The 25,587-nt window shown below is 51.6% G+C and carries 22 protein-coding genes; 17 read left to right on the forward strand and 5 right to left on the reverse strand.

Annotated elements, in window-relative coordinates; all coding sequences use genetic code 11:
• Positions 1 to 22 precede the first annotated feature (22 nt).
• From BMX82_RS10065 to BMX82_RS10090, 6 genes are all read left to right on the forward strand, one after another.
• Positions 23 to 3,436: a TonB-dependent receptor gene (locus BMX82_RS10065; RefSeq protein ID WP_091768469.1), complete on the forward strand. Its 3,414-nt coding sequence runs from the start codon at positions 23 to 25 to the stop codon at positions 3,434 to 3,436.
• A gap of 41 nt (positions 3,437 to 3,477) precedes the next feature.
• Positions 3,478 to 5,244: a RagB/SusD family nutrient uptake outer membrane protein gene (locus tag BMX82_RS10070; RefSeq protein ID WP_091768472.1), complete on the forward strand. Its 1,767-nt coding sequence runs from the start codon at positions 3,478 to 3,480 to the stop codon at positions 5,242 to 5,244.
• A 97-nt stretch (positions 5,245 to 5,341) separates the two neighbouring features.
• A complete protein-coding gene (locus tag BMX82_RS10075) occupies positions 5,342 to 6,610 on the forward strand; it encodes a histidine-type phosphatase (RefSeq protein WP_091768475.1) in 1,269 nt (422 codons plus the stop codon).
• A 437-nt stretch (positions 6,611 to 7,047) separates the two neighbouring features.
• Positions 7,048 to 7,383 carry a hypothetical protein gene (locus BMX82_RS10080; RefSeq protein WP_036910991.1) on the forward strand — a complete coding sequence of 112 codons (336 nt, stop codon included), beginning with the start codon at positions 7,048 to 7,050 and terminating at the stop codon, positions 7,381 to 7,383.
• Between the two features lie 98 nt (positions 7,384 to 7,481).
• Complete coding sequence (locus BMX82_RS10085; RefSeq protein ID WP_255396589.1) at positions 7,482 to 8,195, forward strand: NERD domain-containing protein; 714 nt, start codon at positions 7,482 to 7,484, stop codon at positions 8,193 to 8,195.
• A gap of 38 nt (positions 8,196 to 8,233) precedes the next feature.
• Positions 8,234 to 8,995, forward strand: coding sequence for a hypothetical protein (locus tag BMX82_RS10090; protein WP_036910987.1), 762 nt, complete (start codon positions 8,234 to 8,236; stop codon positions 8,993 to 8,995).
• Positions 8,996 to 9,035: 40 nt separating this feature from the next.
• Here BMX82_RS10090 and BMX82_RS10095 read toward each other — a convergent pair whose 3' ends face one another.
• The gene (locus BMX82_RS10095; protein WP_091768478.1) at positions 9,036 to 10,349 is read right to left on the reverse strand and encodes a GH25 family lysozyme; all 1,314 of its coding nucleotides are present in this window, start codon (positions 10,347 to 10,349) and stop codon (positions 9,036 to 9,038) included.
• Positions 10,350 to 10,434: 85 nt separating this feature from the next.
• On the opposite strand from BMX82_RS10095, the gene BMX82_RS10100 reads away from it, so the two are divergent.
• The 7 genes from BMX82_RS10100 (at position 10,435) to BMX82_RS10130 (ending at position 18,708) form a co-directional block, all read left to right on the forward strand.
• A complete protein-coding gene (locus tag BMX82_RS10100; RefSeq protein ID WP_091768617.1) occupies positions 10,435 to 11,619 on the forward strand; it encodes an iron-containing alcohol dehydrogenase in 1,185 nt (394 codons plus the stop codon).
• 326 nt (positions 11,620 to 11,945) lie between these two features.
• Positions 11,946 to 13,451, forward strand: coding sequence for a 2-isopropylmalate synthase (locus BMX82_RS10105; RefSeq protein WP_036910984.1), 1,506 nt, complete (start codon positions 11,946 to 11,948; stop codon positions 13,449 to 13,451).
• Positions 13,452 to 14,828 carry a 3-isopropylmalate dehydratase large subunit gene (gene leuC / locus BMX82_RS10110; protein ID WP_036910982.1) on the forward strand — a complete coding sequence of 459 codons (1,377 nt, stop codon included), beginning with the start codon at positions 13,452 to 13,454 and terminating at the stop codon, positions 14,826 to 14,828. It abuts the gene before it with no gap.
• Positions 14,829 to 14,836: 8 nt separating this feature from the next.
• Entirely contained in the window at positions 14,837 to 15,433 is a 597-nt protein-coding gene (gene leuD, locus BMX82_RS10115) for a 3-isopropylmalate dehydratase small subunit (protein WP_091768620.1), read from the forward strand.
• Entirely contained in the window at positions 15,412 to 16,986 is a 1,575-nt protein-coding gene (locus BMX82_RS10120) for an alpha-isopropylmalate synthase regulatory domain-containing protein (RefSeq protein WP_036910980.1), read from the forward strand. Before leuD ends, BMX82_RS10120 begins: the two co-directional genes overlap by 22 nt.
• The gene (gene leuB / locus BMX82_RS10125) at positions 16,983 to 18,044 is read left to right on the forward strand and encodes a 3-isopropylmalate dehydrogenase (RefSeq protein WP_091768481.1); all 1,062 of its coding nucleotides are present in this window, start codon (positions 16,983 to 16,985) and stop codon (positions 18,042 to 18,044) included. Before BMX82_RS10120 ends, leuB begins: the two co-directional genes overlap by 4 nt.
• The gene (locus tag BMX82_RS10130; RefSeq protein WP_091768484.1) at positions 18,037 to 18,708 is read left to right on the forward strand and encodes a tetratricopeptide repeat protein; all 672 of its coding nucleotides are present in this window, start codon (positions 18,037 to 18,039) and stop codon (positions 18,706 to 18,708) included. The genes leuB and BMX82_RS10130 overlap by 8 nt, the downstream gene beginning before the upstream one ends.
• On the opposite strand, the gene BMX82_RS10135 is transcribed toward BMX82_RS10130, so the two are convergent.
• Genes BMX82_RS10135 through BMX82_RS10145 form a run of 3 tightly spaced genes read right to left on the reverse strand, consistent with a single transcriptional unit; the run spans position 18,696 to position 20,781 of the window.
• Positions 18,696 to 19,340 carry an MBL fold metallo-hydrolase gene (locus BMX82_RS10135; RefSeq protein WP_091768487.1) on the reverse strand — a complete coding sequence of 215 codons (645 nt, stop codon included), beginning with the start codon at positions 19,338 to 19,340 and terminating at the stop codon, positions 18,696 to 18,698. The two genes, BMX82_RS10130 and BMX82_RS10135, sit on opposite strands and share 13 nt — an antisense overlap.
• A gap of 4 nt (positions 19,341 to 19,344) precedes the next feature.
• Positions 19,345 to 19,971, reverse strand: coding sequence for a 16S rRNA (guanine(527)-N(7))-methyltransferase RsmG (gene rsmG, locus BMX82_RS10140; protein ID WP_036910971.1), 627 nt, complete (start codon positions 19,969 to 19,971; stop codon positions 19,345 to 19,347).
• A 6-nt stretch (positions 19,972 to 19,977) separates the two neighbouring features.
• A complete protein-coding gene (locus tag BMX82_RS10145; RefSeq protein ID WP_091768490.1) occupies positions 19,978 to 20,781 on the reverse strand; it encodes an RsiV family protein in 804 nt (267 codons plus the stop codon).
• A 96-nt stretch (positions 20,782 to 20,877) separates the two neighbouring features.
• Here BMX82_RS10145 and BMX82_RS10150 point away from each other — a divergent pair, with 96 nt between their 5' ends.
• Both BMX82_RS10150 and BMX82_RS10155 read left to right on the forward strand, forming a co-directional pair.
• Positions 20,878 to 21,528, forward strand: coding sequence for an HAD family hydrolase (locus BMX82_RS10150; RefSeq protein WP_091768494.1), 651 nt, complete (start codon positions 20,878 to 20,880; stop codon positions 21,526 to 21,528).
• Positions 21,529 to 21,561: 33 nt separating this feature from the next.
• Positions 21,562 to 22,737 (forward strand): MFS transporter, encoded by a 1,176-nt coding sequence (locus BMX82_RS10155; RefSeq protein ID WP_036910965.1) that lies wholly within the window; start codon positions 21,562 to 21,564, stop codon positions 22,735 to 22,737.
• Between the two features lie 237 nt (positions 22,738 to 22,974).
• Here BMX82_RS10155 and BMX82_RS10160 read toward each other — a convergent pair whose 3' ends face one another.
• Positions 22,975 to 23,667 (reverse strand): SIMPL domain-containing protein, encoded by a 693-nt coding sequence (locus tag BMX82_RS10160; RefSeq protein ID WP_036910963.1) that lies wholly within the window; start codon positions 23,665 to 23,667, stop codon positions 22,975 to 22,977.
• 208 nt (positions 23,668 to 23,875) lie between these two features.
• Between BMX82_RS10160 and panB the strand changes: the two genes are divergently transcribed.
• A complete protein-coding gene (gene panB, locus BMX82_RS10165) occupies positions 23,876 to 24,730 on the forward strand; it encodes a 3-methyl-2-oxobutanoate hydroxymethyltransferase (protein ID WP_091768497.1) in 855 nt (284 codons plus the stop codon).
• A 9-nt stretch (positions 24,731 to 24,739) separates the two neighbouring features.
• On the forward strand, positions 24,740 to 25,585 hold the full coding sequence (gene panC / locus BMX82_RS10170) for a pantoate--beta-alanine ligase (protein ID WP_036910960.1): 846 nt from the start codon (positions 24,740 to 24,742) through the stop codon (positions 25,583 to 25,585).
• Positions 25,586 to 25,587 lie beyond the last annotated feature (2 nt).

Here is a 25,587-nt window from a genome sequence, read left to right on the forward strand (position 1 = left end):
AACTTAAAACTATTTTCAGCCAATGAACAAAAGGAAACTTGTTATTCTGGCAATGATGCTTGCCGTTGGTATTGGTAGCTGGGCTCAAAACCTGCAGCTCAAGCTGAACAACGTGACGGTTAAGAAAGCTATGTCGGAGTTGAAACAGAAAAGCGGGTATTCGTTTGTGTATGAGGCCAGCGACGTAGACACCAACAAGAAGGTGAACATCGACGCTGACAATGCTAATGATGCCATTGACCAGATTCTGAAGGGTCAGGACGTGACCTATGAGATTCAGGGCAAGAGCATTGTGATCTCTAAGAAGAACGCCGGAAAGGCCGCGAAGGGCAAGAAGCAGCGCGTGACCGGTACGGTGTTGGACAACAACGGCGAGCCCGTGATTGGCGCAACCGTGATGGAGAAAGGTACGAAAAACGGTACCATCACCGACATGGAGGGTAACTTCGTGCTCGAGACCGCTCCTGGTGCTGAGCTTGATATCTCGTATATCGGCTACAAGTCCCAGACCATCAAGGCCTCGGCTACGGGCGCCACTTCAGTCAGTCTGAGCGAAGACAGCAATCTGCTCGACGACGTGGTCGTAGTGGGTTACGGTACGCAGCGCAAGAAGCTGATTACCGGTTCAACGATTCACGTGACGTCCGACGACATCGCAGCCGTGAATGCCGTCGACGCATTCGGTGCCCTGCAGAGTCAGGCAGCAGGTATGAACATCGTGATGAACTCAGGTCAGCCTGGTGAGAGTTATAAGGTTACCATCCGTGGTATGGGTACTGCTGGTTCCAACTCTCCGTTGTATGTTATCGACGGCGTGCCCGGAGGTAACATTGCCGACCTCTCGCCAAACGATATCGAGAGCATCGACGTTCTGAAGGATGCCGCTTCGAGCGCCATCTATGGTGCACGCGCATCAAATGGTGTTATCCTGGTGACCACCAAGAAGGGAAAGGCTGGACACATTCAGGTGACCTTCGACGGTTATCTGGGCTGGCAGAACGCCAACACCAACGACGTTACGCCGCTGAACGCCAAGCAGTATATGGAAATCAACGACAAGGCCTACGAGATTCAGGGCGTAGCCACCTACGACTGGGCGAAGCTCATCCCGAAGCAGTATGCTCAGATAATGAACGGCACCTGGAACGGTACCAACTGGTTGGAAGAGACCATGATCGACGACGCGCCTATCAACAACGCTTCTATCAACATCACAGGTGGTGGCGACGTGTCGCGTTTCTCCATCGGTGCCAGCAAGTTCCATCAGACGGGTACCATCGGATGGCCTGCAACGCCAAAGTACGACCGTACCACTATCCGCATGAACTCAGACTACTCACTCATCCGCAGAAACGGCAGAGACGTGCTGAAGTTCGGCGAGAACGTCACATTCTCGGCTACCGACAAGAAGGGTATCTCTATCGGCGGTATCTACAGCAACAGCATCCGCAGCCTGCTGGCCATGAGCCCGCTGCTGCCTGCCTATAACGACGAAGGCGGTTTCTATGAGTATAAGGATATCCAGGCCGACCAATGGGACTTCAGCGCAGAAATGTCGAACCCCCTGGCAGCCATGAAGTATGACGAGGGTTACGGCTACACAAAGGGCTGGCGCCTGCAGTCGAACTTCTTCCTCGAGTTTGCGCCTATCAAGGACCTGACTTACCGCGTGAGCGCAGGTTGGCTGTACCATCACACCGACCGCCGCAGCTACAAGCCCGTCTACGAGCTGAGCACCAAGAAGTCAAATCCTGCCGACGACGTCACTCAGCGTCAGTCATACAACACCCGTTGGTCGCTCGAAAACACGTTGAACTACGTGAAGAGCTTCGGCGGTCATAACATCGACATCCTGCTGGGTCAGTCGCTCGAGAAGTGGGGCTACGGCAATAGCGTGGGTGTGACAAACTCCAACTCGCTCTTCCCGGGCTCGTTCGAGCATGCCTATATCGACAACGCCAACGTGGTCGACCCAGCCGTGACCTCTATCAGCGGCACACCACAGGAGCAGGGCGCCCTGTCGTCGTTCTTCGGACGTGCGAACTATAACTACAACGAGACCTATCTGCTGTCGCTCGTGCTGCGCGCCGACGGTTCTTCAAACTTCGCACGCGGACACCGCTGGGGCTACTTCCCCTCAGTATCGGCTGGTTGGGTCATCTCTAACGAGAAGTTCTTCGAGTCTACCAAGAGCTGGCTCGACTTCCTGAAACTGCGCGGCAGCTGGGGTCAGAACGGTAACTGTAACATCTCGAGCTTCCAGTATCTGGCAACCATCGCCTTCGACGATCCTTACTATTTCGACAACAAGGACAACCCCGGTATCGGAGCCTATCCAAACATCCTGCCTAACGAGGAGGTGAAGTGGGAGACCTCTGAGCAGCTCGACTTCGGTTTCGACGCACGTTTCCTGAGAAACCGTCTGGGTGTGACCTTCGACTGGTATAAGAAGACCACCAAGGACTGGCTGGTTCGCGCTCCGATGCTGTTGTCTTACGGCACAGGCGCACCTTATATCAATGGTGGCGACATCGAGAACAAGGGTTATGAGGTTCAGCTCTCTTGGAACGACAGAATCGGCAAGGACTTCACCTATGGCGTATCGTTCAACTTCTCGCACAACAAGAACGAGGTAACGCGTCTGGCTAACTCCGAGGGTATCATCCACGGCGGTTCAAACGCCATCGCACAGAACACAGCCGAGCTCTACCGCATTCAGGTAGGATTCCCAATCGGTTACTTCTGGGGCTACCAGATGGAGGGTATCATTCAGAACGAGCAGGACCTTCAGGACTACCTGAACCGCAACTGCGGCGGCGACAAGGCCAACTCTCTGCAGGGTGAGTCGCTGCAGCCTGGCGACGTGAAGTTCGTCGACGTGAACGGCAACGGCAAGATCGACAAGGGCGACGACGACAAGACCATGATCGGCGACCCGAACCCCGACTTTACCGTAGGTCTGAACATCAACCTCTCGTATAAGGGCTTCGACTTCGCCCTGAACGGCTACGGCTCGTTCGGACAGCAGGTGGCAAAGAGCTATCGTCAGTTCTCCGACCATCCTGATGACAACTATTGTACCGACGTGTACACCAAGTACTGGACGGGCGAGGGCAGCACCAACCGCTATCCGCGCTTCTCCGACGGTAAGACAGCCAACATGTCGGAAATCTCTCGCGTATGGATTGAGGATGCCGACTTCTTCAAGATCTCAAGAGTATCGTTTGGCTACGACTTCAAGCGCATCGCCAAGTTCCTGCCTGTACAGAGATGCCGTCTGTATGTATCGCTTCAGAACTTCTTCACCTTCACCAACTATTCGGGTATGGATCCTGAGGTCGGTTTCGGTAACGGCGCAAGTTGGGCATCTGGTATCGACAACGGTTACTATCCCTCTTCACGTAGCTGGCAGGTTGGTCTGAACGTCAACTTCTAAATAAAAGGTAAGAAAGTAGGAAATTAAATAAGCAAAAGAATATGAGAAAATATATTTTTATGAAGGCCAAAGGTATAGTAAAGGTTCTGCCTCTTTACCTTTTCACCTTTTTACTTTTATCCTCATGTGACGACTTCCTGGACACGGAGAACCTGACGATGAAGGACACGTCGAACTTCCCGATCAACGAGACCGACGCCTTCCAGATGGTAAACGGTATATACTCCGTGATGAACCGTAACTTGGCCGACCCCGAGGAAGACCCCTTCTTCGTGTTCGATATCGCTTCCGACGACCGTCTGGGCGGCGGCTCTCAGAGTAACATCGGCGCACAGGGCGTCGACCGACTGATGAATGCCTACGTCGACTGGATGAAGCCCCTGTGGCAGCAGCGCTATGCCGGTATCAACCGCGCCAACAACGCTCTTGAGACCATCGACAACGTGACTGGCTGGTCTAACGAGAAGACCAAGAACCAGCTGCTCTGCGAAATCCATTTCCTCCGTGCGTGGTACTACTTCAATCTTGTTCAGGTGTTCAACGGCGTGCCCCTGGTACTCTCTACCGAGCCCCAAAACCTGCCTAAGTCTACCCCCGACGAGGTATATGCCCAGATAGCCAGCGACCTGAAGAGCGCCATCGAGATAGGCCCCGCCACAAAGTATCCTGAGGTTGGCGACGGCCGTGCCTCAAAGTGGACTGCCGAGGGCATGATGGCTCGCGTGTGGCTGTTCTACACAGGCTTCTACGGCAAGAGCGAACTGCCCCTGGCCGACGGTGGCAGCATCTCGAAGTCGCAGGTGGCTGCCTGGCTCGAGGACTGCATCCAGAACAGCGGCTACGGCCTTGTGGCCGACCAGCGCAACCTCTGGCCCTACACCAACCCCTACACGGGTAAGGACTATAAGTACGACCTCGACAACGCCCTGAACTGGGAGACCGACGAGAACAAGGAGAACATGTTTGCCGTCAAGATGTCGAACAAGCCTGGATGGAGTGCCGACGACCAGCTGCGCCACAACCGTATCGTAGAGTTCTACAGCCTGCGCAAGACCACGGCCGACGCCTTCCCATTCTCCGTACAGGGCTACTCTAACGGTCCCGTGTGCGAGAAGCTGTGGACCGACTGGGCTGCCGATCCCGACTATGCAGGCGACTACCGCCGCGTGGGCTCTATCTGCGACCGTGCCGTCGAGATTCCTAACTACAAGGGTGATAAGGCCAAGGAGGTAGAGAACACCAACCTGCTGGCCAAGAAGTATGTAGGCTGCGAGGCCATCGACCCCGAGACGGGTCAGCGCATGCTCAGCTACGGCTACTTCTACGGTTCTGAGAACAACCGCCAGACGGGTCTCACCCAGTCGCTCGTATGGCTGCGCTTTGCCGACGTGCTGCTCATGCACTCAGAGCTCACCGACGGTAAGGCCATCTACAACGGCAAGAGCGGTCTGAATGCCGTTCGCGAGCGTGCCAAGCTGCCCGACATCGCCTACAGCCTTGCCAACCTGAAGAAGGAACGCCGCTATGAGCTCTGCTTCGAGGCTCTGCGCTGGAACGACCTGCGCCGCTGGGGCGACGTAGCCGAGAAGGTGAAGAACCAGGTGGGCAACAAGATCCTGAACCAGGGCATCGAGGGCGAATATGCCTTCACCAACGACTTCATGGCCCGTTACAATGAGACGGGTGGTGGATTCTTCAAGATTCCAGAGGATCAGGTGACCCTCTCTGAGGGCGTGCTCGAGCAGAACCCCGGCTGGGGCGACGGAACGAACTGGGCGAAGGGCGACTTACCCTACCGCTTTAAATAACAAAAAAGGTTAAAAAGGGGGTATGTCTTTTCGGGCATACCCTTTTTTTTGCCCGCTTATTCGTACCTTTGCAAGGAAAAAAAATTTTAAAACGATTATGAAACGTACTATCTTTAATCTCCTGTTCCTGTGTCTGGGCGTGGGCGCCTGGGCTCAGAGCAATGCCGCGCTCGACCGTCTGAAGGCCGACCCGCGCAGGGCCTACGGCACCGACTATCCCTATCAGTTCAACACCGCCCCGCTCACCAAGGCCCCCAAGGGCTACAAGCCGTTCTACATCAGCCACTACGGCCGTCACGGCTCGCGCTACTACTGGAACGAGAAACTCTATAAGAACATCGACACCCTGCTCACGAAGGCCCACACCCTCAACCAGCTCACCGCCGAGGGCGAAGCCTTCCGCCAGAAGTTCATGGCCGCCAAGAAAGAGCTCAACACGGGCTGGAGCGAACTGACCCAGCTGGGCTGGGAGCAGCACCAGGGCATTGCCCGCCGCATGTACAACGACTTCCCCCAGGTGTTCCGCAAGGGCGGCAACGTGCTGGCCGTCTCGTCGCTCGTGGGTCGCTGCGTCATCTCCATGTCGGGCTTCTGTCAGGAGCTCGTTCAGTGCAACCCTAAGATCGAGATTCGCGAGCAGTCGTCGCGCTTCACGCTCAACGCCGTGGTGCCCACCGACAAGCAGAACCCCGACCGCAAGGAATACCCCGAGTGCAAACCCCGCTTCGAGAGCAACATGGATAAGTTCAAGGTCGACACCACCATCGTGCAGACCGTCCTCAGCCGCGTGTTCACCACCACCGACAGCCTCACGGCCCCTGCCGACGAAGTGGTCGACTGGCTCTCAGAGCTCTACACCTCGCTGCCCAGCATCGACCACGAGGGCATGATGGGTAGCATCATCAGCGACCAGGAGGTAGCCGACTTTTGGGAATACAGCAACCTGGGCACCTACTCATGGCTCTTCAGCGGCCGCTACATCGTCATCCCCATTATTGAAGACATCATCCAGAAGGCCGACGACGTGCTCGCCGGGCATAGCGACCGCATAGCCGACCTGCGCTTCGGCCACGACTCGTTCATCGGTCCGCTCACCGTTCTGCTGGGCATCAACGGCGCCGACCTCGACCCCGAAGACCCCTACGAGGTGAAGAACTGCTACCAGAGCTGGGAGACCTGCATGGCGTCGAATATCCAGCTGGTGTTCTACCGCGGCAAGAAGTCGGCCGACGACATACTCGTCAAGCTGCTGCTCAACGGCGAGGAGGCCACGCTGCCCGTACCCACCACCCAGGCCCCGTACTACCGCTGGAGCGACTTCCGCCAGTACTACAAGGCCGTCTGCGACAGCGTAAAGCCCGAGTAGTCAGTTCTCTTCGATTAGAACATAATCATAAATCCCTCAGCACTTCAATGCTGAGGGATCTTTCTCTCATCTCACTCAAGAACCTTATCTACCAACACCTCGACTACTCCCATACTTGCTCCGAGCAAAGTCCTACTTAGCCTTATTACAACTCTCGCTTTCCTCCGAGCAGAATCACCCAATCTGTTGCAGTTGTTGCAGTGTTGCAGTTGTTTGTAAGATTGGCGCACCCCTAAAAAATGTCTATATATTATATATATTGTATATATATAAATATATAGAATTTACTTTTCACTTTTCTCACTCCCTGATTCGAACTGCAACACTGCAACAACTGCAACAATATAGAAATAAAGATAATCCGCTCAAACATTTGCTTGTGTTAGAAATATTTAGTAACTTTGCCATCATATTTTCAAACCTAACCCGATTATTGTATGGATACAGAAAACGAATTGTTACCTAATGAAAGCGACAGAATAGTCTGTGTAAAGGTAGGATTTATAAAGCGTGAAAATCTCTATGAGATGACGCGTAAATATTGGAAAATGAATCTGGAGAGAGTTTCTCTAGCTACACATGTACTGGCTATTGTAGATGGCAAGGTGAAAGCTGTATATATTCCTCAAAAATGGTACTACACCCAGGAATCCCAATACTTGAGACGAGTAGAGTTTAATGGAATCGAGGATCCTGATAGTACATATATAGGAAAGTCTGTTAAGACGTTCTATGGTCGTAGCGCAAACCCAGTGAAATACATTAATATGTAACTATTCTGAGGATTTCTATGCATGACATTTTTTATATGGTATTTGTCGTCGTAGTTTTAGGGATTGTTATCCTTTCATGGGTATTGAGATCTCCCAAGATGAAAGGGAAAAGGGGAGAAGCTAAGATTCATAATTTGCTATTGGATTTACCTGATGAGTATTATGTCTTTAAAGATGTAATTTTAAAGTCGGGTAATAGGACTATTCAAATCGACCATATAGTTGTTTCTAAATATGCTATCTTCACGATAGAGACAAAAAACTATCGTGGAGAGATTTTTGGAAATGACAATTCTCTATATTGGACTCAGCTTATTGTCACAGATGTGACGTATAGGAGGAAATGGTACAAGACTTACACCTATGTTACAAAGAATAAGTTTTATAATCCAGTAAAACAATCCATGGCTCATGCCTATGCCATAAAGAATATGGTAAAAGAGTGGCCCTATTTGCCGATTGTGCCCATAGTCGTATTTACAGATATGGCTGATATATCTAAAATCGAATCTCAATACTGTGTTATTTCTGAAGAAGCCTTATATGATACGATAATTAATTATCGAACTATCTATTTATCAGATATTGATGTCTTGAATTTGGTAGAGAGAATTAATGTCTACGATTATAGGGAGGTAATAAGCGATAGAGAACATGTGAAAAATGTAAAATGGGCAAAGAACGAAACAGATAAGAAACTCGCTTCAGGTATATGCCCAAGATGTGGCGCTCAGTTAGTCTTACGAAAGGGAAAATATGGTAGTTTTTGGGGATGTTCTAATTATCCAAAGTGTAGATTCACAACTCACTAGATTATTCTTTAATTATGAAATATTAAAAACATTTTAAAATGAAAAAAAGTATCGTATATGTAAAGGGTGGAATATATGCCAATAAAGGCTATCATATAGCAAAAGGATTATCGTGCTTAGAAGATATAAAAGAAGCATCAAATGCCTGTTTAGTAATAGAAGGCGACCTTAATCTAGATGATAAAATGACACTTATTCCATATTGTAGATATAAGGCAGCTGGAGGCATTGCTGTATCTTTAGGAGGATTAGCTACTTTTAATGATCCATCAATACTCAAAAATGAATATATAGAAGAGATTGATAAGATTCTAAGAATTTTAAAGATTGAGATACCAGAAGATTTAATACAGATACAACTAAAGAGCATTTATGGCGCTGTGTTTGGTAATTTCGAACTGTTTATTACATCGTTTCTATATACTATGGTTTTAGGTTGTGAACTGTATTTTGACAGATATCTTCTGTATATAAACAACGCAAATTATGAAAAGAATGATGTTTATGAGTTTGTATTTAAAGATATATGTAGTATAAATGCTCATAATATGAAGAAAATAAAAAACGTTTTTGAAAACGTTTTTGAAATTAGTTTTCCAGATTACACAAGGATTAATAAGGATATTTTAAAAAGACATGATATTATTCATCGTTCAGGAAACCAAAAAGAAGATAATCACTTGAAGAGAATAACCTTAACATGTGATAATATAGTTGGGCTTATTAATGAGTGCAATATGTTTGTTGACAATCTTTTAGAAGCGATGAAAGAACCAATGCGAAAATGGCAAGAAGCGTGATATCAAGAACATAGTTTAATTTGCATTTATTTTTGACTGCTTACTTGATGGTCTCCTGTTCGAGGAACTCGTCGAACTGGGTCTGGTAGCCGTTGAACACGTTGATGTCGACCTCGGGGCGGATGCCTGCCACACGGCCGTCGGGACACAGCTGCCAGAAGGCCAGGCGCACGTCGGGCTTGTACTCGCCGTAGCGGGCTATCCACACGCGGTAGTCGCGCTTGATGTCGGGGGCCACGGGCAGATACATGTTGACGAAGCGCTGGTTGATGTAGAGGATGGGTTTGACGCCCGTATGCTGCTCAACCATGCGGAGCCACGTGCGTATCTGGCGGAACATGGCCTCGGGACCGCCTGCCGCACGGATCTGGGCGTCGGACGGCTCTACGTCGAGCACGGGGGGGAGGTCGCCCTTGCCGAACAGGGTGTTGCGCAGGAAGAAACGGGCCTGCTGGGCGCCGCCAAGTTTGGTACGCCAGAAGTGGTAGGCGCCTGTGCGGATGCCGTGTTTGCGGGCCTGATGGTAGTCGGAGGCGTAGTAACGGTTGCGGATGGTGACGCCCTCGGTGGACTTGATGAAGACGAACGACACGGGGTAGTCGGCGTCGCCCTTGACATTCTTGTGGCTCTTCTTGCCGAGGAAGGTGATGCGCATCTTGCTCCAGTCGATGGGGAAGCGGCGACGGCCCTGCTCGTGCTGGTAGCGGGCGATGTCGATGCCGTAGATGCGTTCGGTGGTGTAGCGCATGCGCTCGCCCCAGAAGCGGTTGCTGAGCCATTCGCCTACACGCAGGCGGGGCTCGCTGCCGAGGGGATTCTGCATCTCGAGGCCGAAACCGTGGCGGAGGTCGCTCTCCCAATGGCCCTCGAAGTAGCTGCCGTTGAAATGCTGATAGGCGCCGTGGCCTTGGGCGGCGAGTCTGACGAAGTCGCCGCGATAGGTGCCCGTAGAGTCGAGGCGGATGCCCGTGGTGAGGGTGTCGGCCTGAAAGGTGCCGACGATGGTGCGGCCCAGCGAGTCGAGGGCGACGCCTGTGCCCTGGCGCTGGCGGTTCTTCCATGTGCCCACGTTCAGGGCCGATATGTAGGGCGAGACTTTCACTTCGAGGCGTTTGCCGTCGGCAAAGGCGGCCACCATCTCATAGCCCTCGTCTTGCACGTTATGGCGCGAGAAGTAGTAGGCCAGCTCGTTGGCGAAGTTGAGGATGCTGGTGTCTTCGGGCTCGATGGTGTCTTGGCTGACGACGATGTGGCCCGACAGGTTGGGTGCCTTGTGGACGGGGCGGGGGAGAAAGGGCGTGACCGCGATGAGGGCCACGAATGGGCATATGATATAGAATAGGGTCTTTTTCATTTTTTTTATGCCGCAAAATTACTAATTATTATTGATTAATGTGTATATTTGCAGCAGAAATATTCATTTAGGAGAGAAATTCATGATGAAGGACTTTAATTTCTACGCCCCCACGAGGGTGGTGTTCGGGCGCGAGTCGGAAGAGAAGCTTCCGCAGTTGATAAAACAGTATGGCGGCACTAAGGTGCTGGTGCACTTCGGCGGCGGCAGCGCACGGAAATCGGGTCTGCTCGACAAGGTGGAGAAGATGCTGGGCGAGGCCGGCATTGCCTATGTGGAGCTGGGCGGAGTGGTGCCGAACCCCCTCTTGTCGAAGGTGAGGGAGGGTATCGAACTGTGTCGGCGCGAGCACGTGGACTTTATCCTGGCTGTTGGCGGCGGTAGCGTGATAGACTCGGCGAAGGCCATCGGCTATGGCGTGGGCTACGAGGGCGACGTGTGGGACTTCTGGGACGGAAAAGCTGTGCCTCAGGCGTGTCTGCCTATCGGCGTGATGCTCACGATTCCCGCGGCGGGCAGCGAGATGTCGTCGAGTTGTGTGATTACCAACGACGAGGGCATGCTGAAGCGTGGCGTGAACAGCGACCTGTGTCGTTGCAGGTTTGCCATCATGAATCCTGAGCGTACCTACACCTTGCCGCCTTACCAGACGGCTGCAGGGGCTACCGACATCATGATGCACACGATGGAGCGCTACTTCTCGAAATACGAGGATGCCGTGCTGACCGACGCGATAGCCGAGGCGCTGCTAAGGACGGTGAAGGTCGCGACGCCCGAGGTGCTTCGTCGGCCCGACGACTATAAGCACAGGGCCGCCATCATGTGGGCCAGCTCGCTGTCGCACAACGACCTGACGGAGTGTGGCACGGAAAAGGACTTTGCCTGCCACAAGCTGGAGCACGAGCTGAGCGGCATGTTCGGCGTGACGCATGGTGCGGGGCTGGCTGCCATCTGGGGCTCGTGGGCCCGCTACGTGATGGACAGGCACGTGAGCCGCTTTGCGAAGTTTGCCGTCGACGTGATGGGGGTGACGCAGGACTTTACCGACCCTAAGGCTACGGCCCTGAAGGGTATCGAGGCTATGGAGGCCTTCTTCGTGTCGATAGGTATGCCCGTCAGCATCCCCGAGCTCGTGGGCCGCAGGATTACTGCCGAGGAGATTAAGGCGCTCGTTGAGAAGTGCAGTCGGGGAGGTAAGATGAATATTGGCGCTATGGAGGTGCTGAAGCCCGAAGACATGACGGCCATCTACGAAAAGGCTAACGCCTGAATTATAATAATATATAAGGTGTGTGCGCTTAAATATAACAAATTGCAATTATTTTAATTAAAAAACTTACGATTTATTTGTTTGATTCAAAGAAAATGTATAACTTTGCAGCCGAAATAAAGAATAGAAGCAAGTATGAAGAGTCTGAATCTACTTAACGCCATTATTATTATTCGACTGCAGGGGGCAGGCGGAAGTGATAGGGCGTATATATAGGTCAGACGATGATACTGAATGATATGAAGAGCCTTTCTCACTTCCGAGTGCGAAAGGCTTTTTCTTTTAGACATCAGATCAAACAAAACAAATAAATTGCAAATAGAGAAATGAGTGACAGATTGTTTATTTTCGACACAACGCTCCGCGACGGCGAACAGGTTCCCGGTTGCCAGTTGAACACCGTAGAGAAGATTCAGGTGGCCAAGGCGCTCGAGCAGTTGGGCGTGGACGTGATCGAGGCTGGATTCCCCGTATCGAGTCCGGGCGACTTTAATTCGGTGATTGAAATCTCAAAGGCCGTGACGTGGCCCGTTATCTGTGCGCTGACGCGAGCCGTAGAGCACGACATCGACGTGGCCTTCGAAGCCCTGAAGTATGCCAAGCACAAGCGTATCCACACAGGTATCGGCACGAGCGACGAGCATATCCAGTTTAAGTTCAACTCTACCCGTGAGCGCATCTTAGAGCAGGCTGTCGAGGCCACGAAGTATGCCAAGCGCTTTGTCGACGACGTGGAGTTCTACTGCGAGGATGCGGGGCGCACAGACAATGAGTATCTGGCGCAGGTGGTAGAAGCCGTGATCAAGGCCGGAGCTACCGTGGTGAACATTCCCGACACAACGGGCTATTGTCTGCCGCAGGAGTATTTCGAGAAAATCAAGTACCTGAAGGAACATGTCGACAATATCGATCGTGCCATCATCTCGACCCATTGTCATAACGACCTCGGCATGGCTACGGCCAACACCTTCAGCGGTGTAATGGCTGGCGCCCGTCAGGTGGAAGTGACCATCAACGGTATCGGCGAGCGTGCAGGAAACACGTCGCTCGAGGAGATTGCCATGATTCTGAAGTGTCATAAGCAGTTGGGCATCGACACGAACATCAACACCACGAAGATCTATCCTACTTCGAGAATGGTGTCGAGCCTGATGAATATGCCCGTACAGCCAAATAAGGCGGTTGTGGGGCGCAACGCCTTTGCACACTCGAGCGGCATACACCAGGACGGCGTGCTGAAGAATGTGCATACCTACGAGATCATGGACCCCAAGGATGTGGGCATCGACGACAACAGCATCGTGCTGACAGCCCGTTCGGGGCGTGCTGCCTTGAAGCATCGTCTCCACGTGAACGGGGTTGACCTGGAGGAGGAGAAGCTCGACAAGGTTTATGAGAAGTTCCTCGTGCTGGCCGACCAGAAGAAGGAGGTGACCGATGCCGACGCGCTGATGCTGGCTGGCGCCGATATGGCTGACACACATGCCGTGCGTCTCGACTTCCTGCAGGTGACTACGGGTAAGGGCGTGAAGAGCGTGGCTTCAATAGGTCTCGACATCTCGGGGCAGAAGTTCGAGGCTGCTGCTTCTGGCAACGGTCCTGTGGATGCCGCTATCAAGGCCCTGAAGAAAATCATCATGAAGCAGATGACGCTGAAGGAGTTTACCATTCAGGCCATCTCTAAGGGCTCTGACGACGTGGGCAAGGTTCACATGCAGGTGGAGTATGACGGTTCGCTCTATTATGGCTTTGGTGCCAATACCGACATCGTGACTGCCTCGGTAGAAGCCTACATCGACTGTATCAATAAGTTTAAGAAGACTGAAGAATAAATGAATACGCTATTTGACAAGATATGGGATAAGCACGTGGTGCAACAGGTGGAAGATGGGCCGACACAGCTTTATATCGACCGCCTCTACTGCCACGAAGTGACGTCGCCTCAGGCTTTCGAGGGTATGCGGGCCAGGGGACTGAAGTGCTTCCGTCCTGAGAGGATATACTGCATGCCCGATCACAATACGCCTACACACGACCAGGATAAACCCATCGAGGACCCTGTATCGCGTAAGCAGGTTGACATGCTGGCGAAGAATGCGGCAGAATTCGGTCTGACACACTATGGCATGATGTCGAAGGATAATGGTATTATCCATGTGGTTGGTCCTGAAAAGGGACTGAGCCTGCCGGGAATGACAATCGTGTGTGGCGACTCGCACACCTCTACCCATGGCGCTATGGGAGCTGTGGCTTTCGGCATCGGTACGTCTGAGGTCGAGATGGTGATGGCTTCGCAATGCATCCTTCAGCAAAAGCCTAAGTCTATGCGCATCAGCATCAACGGCACGTTGCAGAAAGGTGTCACCGCCAAGGATGTGGCCCTCTATCTCATGGCACGGCTCACGACTTCGGGCGCTACGGGCTACTTTGTGGAGTATGCTGGCGACGTGGTTCGCAATCTCTCTATGGAGGGGCGCCTCACTCTCTGTAACCTCTCAATAGAGATGGGGGCAAGAGGCGGCTTCATCGCTCCCGACGAGACGACGTTTGAGTATATCAAAGGCCGTGAGTTCGCACCAAAGGGAGAGGCTTGGGATGAGGCTGTCGCCTATTGGAAAACCCTGAAGAGCGGCGATGATGCCGTGTTTGATAAGGAGCTGGTTTTCAACGCAGAAGACATAGAACCGAGAATCACTTATGGAACGAATCCGGGCATGGGAATCGGCATCACGGAGACGATTCCTACAGAGGGTGATGCCAACTTCGGGAAAGCACTCGACTATATGGGTTTCAAGGCTGGAGAAAAGCTGCTCGGCACGAAGGTCGACTATGTGTTCCTCGGAGCTTGTACCAACGGACGAATCGAGGATTTCCGCGCGTTTGCCCAGATTGTAAAGGGGCGTCGTAAGTCGAAAGACGTCGTGGCCTGGCTGGTTCCTGGCTCGTGGGCTGTTGACAAGCAGATTCGTGAGGAGGGACTTGATAAGGTTCTGACCGAAGCAGGCTTCGAGATCCGTCAGCCCGGATGTTCTGCCTGTCTGGCCATGAACGACGACAAGATTCCTGCAGGCAAACTCTCAGTATCTACCTCTAATCGTAATTTCGAAGGTCGCCAGGGGCCTGGAGCCCGTACGGTGCTGGCATCGCCGTTGGTTGCTGCCGCTGCCGCCGTGACAGGCGTCATAGCCGACCCGAGAGACTTAATGTAATGAAGAATATGAAACAGAAATTCAACATCATAACGTCGACCTGCGTGCCTCTGCCTTTAGAGAACGTGGATACCGATCAGATAATACCCGCACGCTTCTTGAAAGCCACTACGAAGGATGAAAGTTTCTTTGGCGACAACCTGTTTCGCGACTGGCGCTATCAGGCTGACGGTAAGCTTAACAAGGATTTCGTGCTCAACAATCCTGCCTATAGCGGATGTATCCTCGTGGCAGGCAAGAATTTCGGTTCGGGCTCATCGCGCGAACATGCGGCCTGGGCTATTGCGGGCTATGGGTTCCGGGTAGTCATCAGCTCGTTCTTTGCCGATATCCACAAGAACAACGAACTCAACAATTTCGTGCTTCCCGTGCAGGTGAGCGAGGCATTCCTCGCAGAACTCTTCCAAAGCATTCAGGACGACCCGAAGACTCTGGTAGAGGTCAATCTGCCCAGTCAGACGGTAACGAATCAGGCAACGGGACGAAGCGAGCACTTCGACATCAACGGCTATAAGAAGCATTGTCTGATGAACGGACTCGACGATATCGATTTCCTTGTACAGAATAAAGAAAAAACCGAATTATGGGAACAGCAGAACAAGTAAGTCATTACAAGAGCCTGCGGCCTTTTGTGGAGATCATGGACTCAACACTCCGCGACGGCGAGCAGACCAATGGTGTGAGCTTTCTGCCCCACGAGAAACTCATCATCGCCCGAATGCTGCTCCACGACCTGAATGTCGACCGTATAGAGGTGGCTTCGGCTCGTGTGTCTGAGGGCGAGAAAGAGGCTGTCAGCATGATATGCCGCTATGCCGAGAGGATTGACAAACTCGACAAGGTGGAAGTGCTGGGATTCGTGGATGGCGGACAGAGTGTCGACTGGATCGTGTCGTGTGGCGCAAAGGTCGTCAATCTGTTGGCTAAGGGCTCTCTGCGCCATTGCCAGGAACAGTTGGGGAAAACGCCCGAACAGCACATCGAAGATATCTGTCAGGCGGTGAAGTATGCTCGCAGCAAAGGTCTCACGGTGAACATTTATCTTGAGGACTGGAGCAACGGTATGAAAGACTCGCCCGAATATGTGTATCAGGTGATGGACGCACTATGCGACATCGGTATCCGTCGCTTTATGCTGCCCGATACGTTGGGAATCATGAATCCCCTGCAATGTATCGAATATTTCCGCAAGATGATGAAGCGTTATCCCGATACGCATTTCGACTTCCATGCGCATAACGACTACGATCTGGCCGTGAGCAATTCGTTGGCTGCCGTACTTAGTGGTGCCAAGGGACTGCACGTTACCGTCAACGGGTTGGGAGAGCGATGCGGCAATGCGCCTCTGTCGAGTGTGCAGGTGATTCTGAAGGATCAGTTCCACGCCAAGACCAATATCAATGAAGACAAACTGAACGACATTTCCCGTCTGGTAGAGAGCTATAGCGGTATCGCTATCGCGCCTAATCAGCCTATCATAGGTGACAACGTGTTTACCCAGGTGGCTGGCGTTCATGCCGATGGCGACAATAAGAACGGACTTTATCAGAACGAACTGGTGCCTGAGCGATTCGGACGCAAGCGTGAGTATGCCCTCGGCAAGAACAGCGGTAAGGCCAATATAGCCAAGAACCTGAAGGAACTGGGACTTGAACTGACGCCCGAGCAGACTCGTCGCGTTACCCAGCGTATTACCGAGTTGGGCGATAAGAAGGAGATTGTGACGCAGGAGGATCTGCCCTTCATCGTGAGCGATGTGCTTAAGCATGATGCGCCTGAGGATAAGGTGAAGCTTGTCAGTTACGTGGTGTCAACCGCCTATGGCCTGAAGCCCGGAGCCAATATCAAGGTCGAGATCAATGGACGACAGTATGAGGCCTCGGCAACGGGCGACGGTCAGTACGACGCCTTCGTGAAGTCGCTGCGTTATATCTACAAGAAGTATCTCGACCGCACGTTCCCTATTCTGCAGAACTATGCGGTTACGATTCCTCCTGGTGGACGTACCGATGCGTTGGTGCAGACCGTCATCACATGGAACGACAACGGGCGTATCATGCGCACCCGTGGTCTGGATGCCGACCAGACGGAAGCTGCTATCAAGGCAACCTTTAAGATGTTGAACATTTACGAAAACGAACAGAAAGAAGAATTATGAAACTGAATATTGCAATACTTGCGGGCGACGGAATAGGTCCCGAAATTATGAAACAAGGTGTGGCTGTGCTCGATGCTATAGCAGAGAAGTGTGGACATGAGTTTGCTTACGAAGAAGCAATCTGTGGCGCTCACGCCATCGACGAGGTGGGCGACCCTTATCCCGACACTACCCACGAGGTGTGTATGCGTGCCGATGCGGTGCTCTTTGCTGCTGTGGGCGATCTGAAGTACGACCATAACCCCACGGCTAAGATACGTCCTGAGGTGGGGCTGCTGGCTATGCGTAAGAAACTGGGACTCTTTGCCAATGTGCGTCCTGTGGCTACTTTCGACTGCCTGCTGCATAAGTCGCCTTTGAAGGATGAACTTATTCGTGGTGCCGACTTCGTGGTGCTTCGCGAACTGACGGGAGGCATGTATTTCGGCGAAAAGTATCAGGACAACGATAAGGCCTACGATACCGACATCTACACACGTCCTGAGATTGAACGTATCGTGAAGCTCGGTTTCGAGATGGCTATGAAACGCCGCAAGCACCTTACCGTGGTCGATAAGGCCAATATCCTGGCTTCATCACGTCTGTGGCGTCAGATTGCCAAGGAGATAGAACCCCAGTATCCTGAGGTTACTACCGACTATATGTTTATCGACAATGCTTCGATGCGTGTGCTTACAGAACCACGTTTCTTCGATGTCATCGTTACTGAGAACACTTTTGGCGATATCCTTACCGACGAAACGGCCTGCATCACGGGGTCTATGGGTTTGCAGCCCTCGGCGTCGCTGGGTGAGCACACGCCGCTCTTCGAACCCGTTCACGGTTCCTGGCCTCAGGCTGCCGGTCAGAACCTGGCTAATCCGCTGGCTCAGATTCTGTCTGCCGCTATGTTGCTCGAACATTTCGGACTGGAGAAGGAAGGCGCCCTTATTCGTGAAGCTGTCGATGCCTCTCTGGCTGCTAACGTGCGTACTCCGGAGATTCAGATAGAAGGTGGTGCTCACTACGGTACTCGTGAGGTTGGCGCTTGGATTGTAAATTACATTAAGAATGCATAGATTAAAACTTATTGTGTTGCAGCTCTTGGTGGTTGTCTGTGCCTCGGCGCAGACGCCTCAGGAGTGGCGCGACTCTGTGTCAACCCTCATGGAGTCTATCCGTCGGAACCCTAAGAATGTCGATCTCCGATTGCGTAAGGCTGAAGCTAACATTAATCTGCAACAATGGGAATATGCCGTTGAGGAGTATGGCAACGTGCTCCATATTGACAACCGCAATCTGGCTGCCCTCTATTTCCGTGCTTTCTGTCATACTCAGTTGCGTCATTACGATTTGGCGCGTGTCGACTACGAGTCGTTTCTCGCCATTCAGCCTCAGCACTTTGAGGCGCATCTCGGCTTGGCGCATATTCTGCAGAAGTTAGGAAGAAAGGCCGATACGGCAGATGAGTTGAACCGTATCGTGCAACTCTTTCCTGATAGTGCCGACGCTTATGCCGCACGGGCTGCTTACGAAACGGAACAGCATCAGTATGAGGTGGCTGTCTACGACTGGGATGAAGCTCTCACTCGTCGCCCTTCAAGTGTAGACTTTGCCGTGTCGAAAGCCGATGCTCTGTTGCGACAAGGCAAACGTAAGGAGGCCCACGACGTACTTGACGAGACGGTTAGGCGAGGCACACCAAAAGGTGCGCTCAAAGAGTGGTATGATCAATGTAAATAAGGATTGTACTTCAATTCGTCGCTGATGGTGGTCTTTGGTCCATGTCCGCTGTAGACGGTTGTCTCGGCGGGCATTTTTGCGATAACGTTCTTCAGGCTCTCAGCCAGTTTTTTATAGCTGCCGCCCTCAAAGTCGGTACGTCCCACACTCATGCGAAACAATGTGTCGCCTGAGAAAGCTATGCCCTCAGCCTCGCAATAGAATACGACACCGCCAGGGGTATGTCCGGGCGTCTTCAGAATCTTCAGCTCGTGATGACCGAAGCGTATCACTTCGTTGGGCTCGAAATATCTGCCCACGGGCGGATACTCTCGTTTCAGCGGAACGCCGATCATTCTCAAGAACTGTCCGGGAATGTCGTTGATCAGGAAACCGTCTTCCTCTGCAATCTCCGCTTTCAGTCCGTAGGCATGATAGATGGTGTCTATGCCGAAGTTATGGTCGAAGTGTCCGTGTGTACAGAGCAGGTGTACGGGTTTCAGTCCCTCGTTGTCTATGTATTGGGTGATGGCCGTACGCTCTTCTTCGTAGTAGGCACCGCAGTCTATGATTACACATTCCTTCGTGTCGTCGCTTACTACATAGGTGTTCTCCTGTAGCAGGTTGCACATGAAAGTCTTGATATTCAGCATATATTTAAATTGGTAAATATATCACATGTTTTTCCTTGAACCATTCTTCTTTGAAGAAGGTGCTGATGTCTGTTGCCTCTACAATCTTGGCATAAGGGCGCAACTCAGCCTGCAAGTCGCCGCCTTTCAAGCAGATGACGCCGTTGGGCAGGGCGTTACGTTGTGTCTTCGATACGTTTTTGCGCACAATCTTTACCAAGTCGGGTAGGGGCATCACCGCACGACTCACGATGAAGTCGTACTTACCCTTCTCCTCTTCACCACGCAGGTGGGTAGGCTCGCAGTTCTTGAGTCCGATAGCCTGCGATACCTCTTGTGCCACTCTTATCTTCTTGCCCGTACCGTCTATCAGCTTGAAGCGGCACTCGGGGAAAAGAATGGCTAAGGGTACACCTGGGAAACCGCCGCCAGTACCAAAGTCGAGTATTTCCGTGCCTGGGCGGAAGTTCACGATCTTGGCGATGGCCAACGAGTGAAGCACGTGGTGCTCATACAGGTTGTCGATGTCTTTTCTTGATATTACGTTTATCTTCGCATTCCAGTCGCGATAGAGCGCGTCGAGGGCATCAAACTGTCTCTGCTGCTCTTCGCTCAGTTCTGGGAAATACTTTCTTATAATGTCTGCTGTCATAAATGCTTAGTATGTGAATGAGTTCTTCAGTAATTTATCCAAACTCGTATAGGGTATGATGAGTTCTATCGAACCTTCTGAATATGCTGCAATCTCCGAGGGGTTATAGATAAAGGTAACCGTCTCGTCGCCTATGATGAAGTTCTCAGGGGCATAGATGTCTACCGATGTCAGGTAGTTGTGCTCCTTCAGTTCGCTGAGCGTGGCATAGCCCGTCTTTTCCTTTAGAGCTTTCAGCAGTATGTTGTTCAGTTGGTTCTCCGTACCGTCGGCAAACAGGTCTTCGAGTGTCAGCAGACGGCCTGTCTTCGCCTCGAAGTTCATGACTCGCATCAGGTGAGTTCCTCTGGCGCCCCCTTCATAATAATCTATTGTGGCTTGATAAACAACCGTCTGCTTGTTGCCTTGACTGGCTTCTGCTGATATGACGTAGTGGTATTCATACCAGGCTCTTTTTGTTGAATCGTTTCTGTCTTGCTTGTATAGCGGCAGCATGGTTTGCTTATAGGTGCTGACGTAGTTGTCGGTAAACCGCTCCATAGCTCCTGTCATCGACATATCGTGCATGTGGAACAGGTTTTCCACTACCGTGTTGTTTATCACTTCGGCCTTGTGGCCGTTTGCCTCGGTAGCCTGTAGAAGTTTCAGACTGATAGAGCATTTTGGCGAATCCTCGTCGTTTGTCAGCGCAACGGTTTTGTTCAGGGTCAGCTCCTCGAACTCTACCGTGTTCTCATCGGGCTGCTTGCAACTGATTGCCAGCATTGCTGCGACGGCTAAAAATACCCATTTTCGTCTGATTATCATCATCTTTGCTCTTATTTTTTCCGCAAAAGTACACTAAAATCATGAAAATCGCAAATTTCTCGTAGAAAATCCGTAATTTTGCACCCAAATTCACAAAATATGCAAGAAAGAGATTTCAAAGCAGCCTTGTTCGACCTTGATGGTGTGGTATTCGACACCGAGCCCCAGTATAGTGTTTTCTGGGGTATGATATGTCGTGAGTATCACCCTGAGCATCCGGGACTGGAGCACGAGATCAAAGGTTCTACACTCACACAGATATACGACCGCTGGTTCAGCGGCCCCTTGGAGCAGCAGCGCTCCTCTATCACCGCCCGTCTCGATGCGTTCGAGCAGCAGATGCATTTTGACTATATCGCAGGGCTCGAAGCCTTGATAGCCGACTTGCACAATCATGGTGTCAAGACGGCTGTGGTCACCAGCTCTAATATCCCCAAGATGGAGAGCGTCTATCGTCATCAGCCCCGTTTCCGTGAGCTTTTCGACGCTATCCTCACTTCCGAGGACTTCTCGCGCAGCAAACCCCATCCCGACTGCTATCTGACGGCTGCAGAGCGTTTCGGCTTGAAGCCTGAGGATTGCGTCGTCTTCGAGGACAGTTTCAACGGCCTGAAGTCTGGTCGGGCGGCTGGCATGCGTGTGGTTGGTCTTGCTACTACGAACGCAGTCGAGGCCATTGCTCCCTATTCTGATATACAGATATGCGATTATGAGAACGTAGACTTTAAAACTCTATGCTCAAAACTATAACCCCGTCAAACGATAAACTTTAATCAGGAAGTAATGAACAGTCAAAGCACTCCCGTACATATCCGTTTGTGGCATCGTGAATTCTGGTTGATGGCCATAGCTAATTTCCTGTTGGCTATGTCAGTCTATATCCTCGTACCCACCTTGCCCCGCTGGCTGCTCTCCACGCAGCACCTCTCGCCAATGGAGATAGGTGTCGCTATGGGGGCTTTCGGCCTTGGGTTGTTCTTGCTGGGTATGTTCGTATCGTTCCTTGTGCAGCATTTCCGCCGCAACGTGGTCTGCATCTGGGCGGTTATTGCCGTAGGCGCTTTGACAGCTTTGTTATACTATCTCAACGAACAGCGTTTCCAGTCCTGCGATTTCCAGTTCATCGTTATCCAGCGTTTCGCCCTTGGAGCCGTGTTCGGTCTGGCGCAGATGGTGCTTACCAGCACGTTGATTATCGATACAAGCGAGTCGTTCCAGCGCACGGAGGCTAACCACTCGGCAGCCTGGTTCTCGCGTTTCGCCTTGTCGCTGGGACCTATGACGGGCCTGCTTCTCGACCGACTGATGGGCTTCAGCATCGTACTGCTCTCGGCTGTAGGGTGTGCGGCAGTAGCCGTTCTGCTCATCATGATGGTTCACTTCCCCTTCCGTGCGCCTCAAGACGATGTTCCTACCGTTAGTCTCGACCGCTTCTTTCTGCCTCACGGATTCCCGCTCTTCGTCAATCTCCAGCTCATTATGCTGGCAGTTGGCATACTTTTCTCGGTAGTTCTGTCCGAGATGTTCTATGCCATGATGATGGTTGGTTTCTTGGCAGCCCTGTTGTCGCAGCGTTTTGTGTTCCGCAATGCTGAGGTCAAGAGCGAGGTCGTTTCGGGGCTTATTCTGATGATAGCCGCCCTGCTCATGCTGATTACGCGCACGCAGCAGATTGTATTCTATGCTGCTCCCGCCTTTGTGGGTTTCGGCTTGGGACTTATTGGCTCGCGCTTTCTGCTCTGTTTTATCAAGCTCAGCCGTCATTGCCAGCGCGGCACGTCGCAGAGCACTTTCCTGTTGGGATGGGAGAGTGGTATTGCCTGGGGGCTGGGTCTTGGCTATGCTTTGTTCTATGGCGATTCTGATCGTGCGTTTGTCACGTCGCTTGTACTCTTCGTCGTCGCCCTCGTTCTCTACAACTTCACGCACAACTGGTTCTGCACCCATAAGAACCGTTAAAGGGCGTGTGGACGAAAAGTAAACAATATTCATCTTTATTTCTGATGTTTGCAGAAGTGCCTTGTTCATGGCCTTTGGGCAGACATACACTTTACTCCGACTAAAGTGGGACTTTACTCGGAGTAAAACCCTTCTTTAGTCGGAGTAAACTTCAGCTTTACACGTGGCTTGTTTCCTAGCCTTCCTTGACGTGGTTTTGCGTGTAAATGATTTTATAATCGTTCCGCGCCTTTTCGCTTAGTCTTTCAGTGAGTAGGTGATGGTGGTTACTACGCGCAGCTTTTTGATGTACGGCGTGTTCTGGTCGCGGTCTTCTATCTCAAACTGCCCCTGTCCGGCTGTCTGAATCTGCCCTAATTCGCTCTTGCTGGCTTCTGCAAACTGCTCGGCAGTCTTCTGTGCGTTCTTGATAGCTTCGGCCATCATCTCTGGCTTCATCTGCTGGAATGAGGCATATTCGTATTGAGGGTTGCTGTTTTCGATGGCAACGCCCTGCTTCAGCAGTTCTGCCTGTTTGAAGATGGCTTTGTTTACTTCCGTCACCTTGTTTGTGGCCACGGTAATCGTGGTGTTCACGATGTATCGGAAGTTCTTCTGGTTGTCACCCCATTCGCGGGCTTCGAGGTCGCTGATTGTTGGTGGGTTTACGGTAATCTCTTTCTCCTCGAGGCCGTTCTGTTGCAAGAACTTCTTAATCTTGTCCGTCTGGTGATTGATGCTCTCATAAAGCATAGGCAGGTCGTTGCCTGTCACTTTGGTACCGATGCTCCACGTCACTTTATCAGCGGGCACTTCGCGCTCGGCCAGTCCCTTTACCGTCACCTTTCGGTCTTTGTTGGCAAAATTGTCGATGCCGGATTTGATGAACAATCCTAAGAATACGATGCCCACAGCAATCAGGGCAGATGCAATAATACGATTTTCTTTCATACGCTTCAAAGTTTATAGTTTCACGCTGCAAAGATGAGAATAAAAAATGAGAAACGTATAGGAAAATCCCTATTTTTCATGACAGATTCCCTATTTGTATATTAAAAAGGTGTAAAAGTGAAAAAAAGGGGGTTATTATTTGTAGATATAAAAATAATAGCCTACCTTTGCACCCCAAAAGATTGCAGAATAACCATTAATAAAGATAATGAGGAAATCTATTTTCGATTTGTTGGATCGCAAGGGTCAGCAGCCCGTAAGCATGCTGACAGCTTACGACTACAATACGGCCCGCACCATCGACGAGGCGGGAATAGACATGATATTGGTGGGCGACTCGCTCGGTAACGTCATGTTGGGTTACGAAAATACATTGGCTGTTACCGTTGAGGACATGATTCATCACGGTAAGGCTGTAGTCAGAGGCGCCAGACAGGCTTTCGTGGTGGTTGATATGCCGTTCATGTCGTATCAGGCATCGGTGGAAGATGCTGTGCGCAATGCAGGACGCATTATGAAGGAGACAAACTGCCAGGCAGTGAAGCTGGAGGGCGGCGTGGAGTATGCCGACCGCATCAAGGCCATCACGCAGGCTGGTATACCCGTTGTGGCTCATATCGGACTGACGCCGCAGTCGGTAAACGCTATGGGTGGCTACAAGGTGCAGGGTAAGTCGCTGGAGCAGGCCAAGAAGCTGATCAGGGATGCGCAGGCTGTAGAAGAGGCTGGCGCATTTGCCATCACGCTGGAGTGTGTGCCTGCGACGCTGGCTAAGCTGATTACCGAACAGGCCAAGGCGCTGACTATCGGTATAGGTGCCGGTAACGGCTGCGACGGTCAGGTGCTAGTCTATCAGGATATGCTGGGCTATACCGATGGATTCACGCCAAAGTTCGTGAAGAAATATGCCGATCTGCATAGCGTGATGCTTGAGGCTTTCAAGCAGTACAAGCAAGAATGCGAGCAGCGCAGCTTCCCTGAGGCAGGACAGACCTATGCTATCAGCGAAGAGGTGATGCAGGCATTGTTTGAAACGGAAATTGAAGAAGTTAAAAGAAGTTAGGGAAAAACCATGAAAGTAGTTAAGACTGTAAAAGAAGTAAGAGATATTGTTTCGGCTTGGAAGCAGGAGGGACTCACGGTGGGATTGGTGCCCACGATGGGTTTTCTGCACGAGGGCCATCAGAGCCTGATTAGCAAGTCGGCAAGTGAGAACGACCGTACGGTGGTATCGGTGTTCGTCAACCCCATTCAGTTCGGTCCGAATGAAGATCTTGAGGCTTATCCGCGCGATTTGAACCGCGACATGGAGAAGGTCGAGGAGGCTGGCGGTGACTTGATTTTCAACCCTGAGCCTGCTGAGATGTACCCAGGACACTTCACATCGTTCATCGATACGACAGAGACCACCGAACTGCTCTGTGGCGCTGTCCGCCCAGTTCACTTCCGTGGCGTATGTACCGTGGTGGGCAAACTCTTTAACATCGTTCAGCCCAACCGCGCTTACTTCGGACAGAAGGACGCTCAGCAGTTGGCTACGGTGAAACGTTTTGTGCGCGATCTGAACTTCCCGCTTGAGATTGTGCCTTGTCCTATCGTGCGTGAAGCCGACGGACTGGCCAAGTCGAGCCGCAATACCTATCTGAACCCTGAGGAGCGCCAGGCTGCGCTGATTCTCTCGAAGAGTCTGAAGAAGGGACGTGAGGTTATCGAAAAGGGTGAGCGCGACGCTCAGAAGGTGATTGGTGTTATTCGCGAGAATCTGGAGACAGAACCGCTGGCACGTATAGACTACGTGGAGGTCGTTGACTTTGAAAACATTCAGCGCACGCCGAGAATCGAGGGCGAGACGCTGGTGGCCATCGCCGTGTATATCGGTAAGACACGACTGATTGACAACTTTATTGTAAACATATAATT

Origin of the sequence: Prevotella sp. khp7 (assembly GCF_900109055.1) — a bacterium.
In the GTDB taxonomy this organism is placed as follows: Bacteria; Bacteroidota; Bacteroidia; order Bacteroidales; family Bacteroidaceae; genus Prevotella.

Bases quoted from the DNA above. Each gene is read 5' to 3' on its own strand.
- BMX82_RS10090 (WP_036910987.1), top strand. From the start codon at position 8,234: ATGAAAAAAAGTATCGTATATGTAAAGGGTGGAATATATGCCAATAAA.
- BMX82_RS10100 (WP_091768617.1), top strand. From the start codon at position 10,435: ATGAAGGACTTTAATTTCTACGCCCCCACGAGGGTGGTGTTCGGGCGC.
- BMX82_RS10120 (WP_036910980.1), top strand. From the start codon at position 15,412: ATGGGAACAGCAGAACAAGTAAGTCATTACAAGAGCCTGCGGCCTTTT.
- panC (WP_036910960.1), top strand. From the start codon at position 24,740: ATGAAAGTAGTTAAGACTGTAAAAGAAGTAAGAGATATTGTTTCGGCT.
- BMX82_RS10105 (WP_036910984.1), top strand. From the start codon at position 11,946: ATGAGTGACAGATTGTTTATTTTCGACACAACGCTCCGCGACGGCGAA.
- BMX82_RS10155 (WP_036910965.1), top strand. From the start codon at position 21,562: ATGAACAGTCAAAGCACTCCCGTACATATCCGTTTGTGGCATCGTGAA.
- BMX82_RS10080 (WP_036910991.1), top strand. From the start codon at position 7,048: ATGGATACAGAAAACGAATTGTTACCTAATGAAAGCGACAGAATAGTC.
- BMX82_RS10130 (WP_091768484.1), top strand. From the start codon at position 18,037: ATGCATAGATTAAAACTTATTGTGTTGCAGCTCTTGGTGGTTGTCTGT.
- BMX82_RS10085 (WP_255396589.1), top strand. From the start codon at position 7,482: ATGAAAGGGAAAAGGGGAGAAGCTAAGATTCATAATTTGCTATTGGAT.
- BMX82_RS10065 (WP_091768469.1), top strand. From the start codon at position 23: ATGAACAAAAGGAAACTTGTTATTCTGGCAATGATGCTTGCCGTTGGT.
- leuB (WP_091768481.1), top strand. From the start codon at position 16,983: ATGAAACTGAATATTGCAATACTTGCGGGCGACGGAATAGGTCCCGAA.
- leuC (WP_036910982.1), top strand. From the start codon at position 13,452: ATGAATACGCTATTTGACAAGATATGGGATAAGCACGTGGTGCAACAG.
- BMX82_RS10150 (WP_091768494.1), top strand. From the start codon at position 20,878: ATGCAAGAAAGAGATTTCAAAGCAGCCTTGTTCGACCTTGATGGTGTG.
- leuD (WP_091768620.1), top strand. From the start codon at position 14,837: ATGAAACAGAAATTCAACATCATAACGTCGACCTGCGTGCCTCTGCCT.
- BMX82_RS10075 (WP_091768475.1), top strand. From the start codon at position 5,342: ATGAAACGTACTATCTTTAATCTCCTGTTCCTGTGTCTGGGCGTGGGC.
- BMX82_RS10070 (WP_091768472.1), top strand. From the start codon at position 3,478: ATGAGAAAATATATTTTTATGAAGGCCAAAGGTATAGTAAAGGTTCTG.
- BMX82_RS10095 (WP_091768478.1), bottom strand. From the start codon at position 10,349: ATGAAAAAGACCCTATTCTATATCATATGCCCATTCGTGGCCCTCATC.
- BMX82_RS10160 (WP_036910963.1), bottom strand. From the start codon at position 23,667: ATGAAAGAAAATCGTATTATTGCATCTGCCCTGATTGCTGTGGGCATC.
- BMX82_RS10135 (WP_091768487.1), bottom strand. From the start codon at position 19,340: ATGCTGAATATCAAGACTTTCATGTGCAACCTGCTACAGGAGAACACC.
- BMX82_RS10145 (WP_091768490.1), bottom strand. From the start codon at position 20,781: ATGATGATAATCAGACGAAAATGGGTATTTTTAGCCGTCGCAGCAATG.
- panB (WP_091768497.1), top strand. From the start codon at position 23,876: ATGAGGAAATCTATTTTCGATTTGTTGGATCGCAAGGGTCAGCAGCCC.
- rsmG (WP_036910971.1), bottom strand. From the start codon at position 19,971: ATGACAGCAGACATTATAAGAAAGTATTTCCCAGAACTGAGCGAAGAG.